The sequence below is a fragment of the Nocardiopsis protaetiae genome, from assembly GCF_045446735.1.
Classification (GTDB): domain Bacteria; phylum Actinomycetota; class Actinomycetes; order Streptosporangiales; family Streptosporangiaceae; genus Nocardiopsis; species Nocardiopsis protaetiae.
This window is the reverse complement of the sequence record NZ_JBJJBV010000500.1, coordinates 1-1,916: the sequence shown is the minus strand read 5'-3', so window position 1 is coordinate 1,916 and position 1,916 is coordinate 1. Positions and strand designations below refer to the sequence as shown.

3 protein-coding genes are annotated in these 1,916 nt (G+C 72.1%); all 3 read left to right on the top strand.

Features of this window, described 5'->3' with window-relative positions; all coding sequences use genetic code 11:
- Positions 1–175: NIL domain-containing protein (locus ACJOT3_RS34325; protein WP_406977298.1), on the top strand; the 175-nt coding region annotated here is incomplete at its 5' end.
- A complete protein-coding gene (locus tag ACJOT3_RS34320; RefSeq protein ID WP_406977297.1) occupies positions 172–912 on the top strand; it encodes a methionine ABC transporter permease in 741 nt (246 codons plus the stop codon). The genes ACJOT3_RS34325 and ACJOT3_RS34320, both read left to right, overlap by 4 nt.
- Positions 913–988: 76 nt before the next feature.
- Positions 989–1,891: a MetQ/NlpA family ABC transporter substrate-binding protein gene (locus ACJOT3_RS34315; protein ID WP_406977296.1), complete on the top strand. Its 903-nt coding sequence runs from the start codon at positions 989–991 to the stop codon at positions 1,889–1,891.
- Positions 1,892–1,916: the final 25 nt, after the last annotated feature.

Sequence of the window (1,916 nt, the reverse complement as noted above, 5' to 3'; positions counted from 1 at the left end):
GTCCGAGCTCACCCGCCGCTTCGACGTGGACGTCAACATCCTGGGCGGCGGCGTGGAGCAGGTCGCGGGCCAGTCCGTGGGCCGCCTGGGCGTCAACGTCCGCGGCGCCCGCCGCTCCGAGGCCCTGACCTACCTGTCCGAGCACGGCCTGCTGGTCGAGGAGGCCGGAAAGTGATCGCCGAAACCGCCGACATTCTCTTCCTGGCCGCCGCCGACGAGCCCGCCGGCCCCTGGGAGGTCGTGGTCGCCTTCCTCCAGGACTGGCCGAACATGTGGCCCAGCCTGTGGCTGGCCACCCAGGACACCGTCTACATGGTGCTCTGGGCGACGGTCTTCAGCGTGCTGATCGGCCTGCCGCTGGGCGTGCTGCTGGTCACCACCGACCGGGGCGGCCTCACCCCCGCGCCCGCGGTGCGCGCGGTGCTCAGCGCCATCGTCAACATCGGCCGCTCGCTGCCGTTCATCGTCCTGATGGTGGCGGTGCTCTCCCTGACCCGCTTCCTGGTCGGCACCACCCTGGGCCCGACGGCGGCGATCGTCCCCCTGAGCATCGGCGCGATCCCGTTCTTCGCCCGGCTGGTGGAGACCTCGCTGCGCGAGGTCGACCGCGAGGTGATCGAGGCCGCGCACGCCATGGGCACCCGCCGGCTCACGATCGTCGGCAAGGTGATGCTGCCCGAGGCGATGCCCGGCCTCATCGCCGGCCTGGTGATGACCGTGGTCGCCCTCATCTCCTACTCGGCGATGGCCGGTGCGATCGGCGGCGGCGGCCTGGGCGACCTGGCCATCCGCGAGGGCTACCAGCGCTTCAACGACCACTACCTGTGGGCGACCGTCATCCTGCTCATCGTCATCGTGCAGGCGGCGCAGAGCCTGGGCGACCTGCTGGTGCGCAGGCTCACCCGGCGCTGACCCGGTGCCCCCTCGGCCCCCTGGATCCCCCCGAGAGATCGTCCGAACCCGTCTGGACACCTGGATAGGAGATGCGATGACCGGAGACAGGGCAGGGGCGCCGTGGGGGCGTGTGCTGCGCGGGGCCGGGGCGGCGGCGCTGGCCGCCGCCGTGCTGGCGGCCTGCGGCAGTCCCAGCGAGCGCGCGGAGGAGGGGACCGACGAGGACGGGCTCACCGTCCTGCGCGTCGGCGCGACCCCCACCCCGCACGCCGAGATCCTGCAGTTCATCGACGAGAACCTGGCCGCGGACGCCGGGCTGCGCCTGGAGATCGTCGAGTACACCGACTACAACCAGCCCAACGCCGCCCTGGCCGAGGGCGAGCTGGACGCCAACTACTACCAGACGGTGCCGTTCCTGGAGGAGTACCTGGCGGGGAACACCGGGGCCGACCTGAGCTACGTCTCGGACGTGCACCTGGAGGCGTTCGGCATCTACTCCGAGGACGTCGCCGACCTGGCGGACCTGCCCGAGGGCGCCGAGATCGGGGTGCCCAACGACACCTCGAACATGGGCCGGGCCCTGCACCTGCTGGCCGACGCCGATGTGATCACCCTGGCCGACGACGTCGAGGGCTCGCCCACGGTGGACGACATCGAGGACAACCCGCTGAACGTCAAGGTCACACCGGTGGAGGCGGCCCAGCTGCCGCGTTCGCTCCAGGACCTGGACGCGGCCGTGGTCAACGGCAACTACGCCCTGGAGGCGGACCTGCCGAACACGGCCAACGCGCTGGCCTGGGAGGGCACCGAGAACAACCCGTACGCCAACGGGCTGGTGGTGCGCTCGGAGGACGCGGACGCCGAGGACATCGTGCGGCTGGACGGGCTGCTGCACAGCCCGCAGGTGCGCGACTTCATGGAGGAGCGCTGGCAGGGGATCGTCCTGCCGGTCGGCGGCGAGCCGGCCGAGCCCACCGCCTCGGAGTCGCCGGAGTAGCCCGGTCGGCGGGGTGCGGGCCCGG

Excerpts from the sequence above, each read along its gene's own strand:
- ACJOT3_RS34315 (WP_406977296.1), top strand. The coding sequence starts at position 989 with ATGACCGGAGACAGGGCAGGGGCGCCGTGGGGGCGTGTGCTGCGCGGG.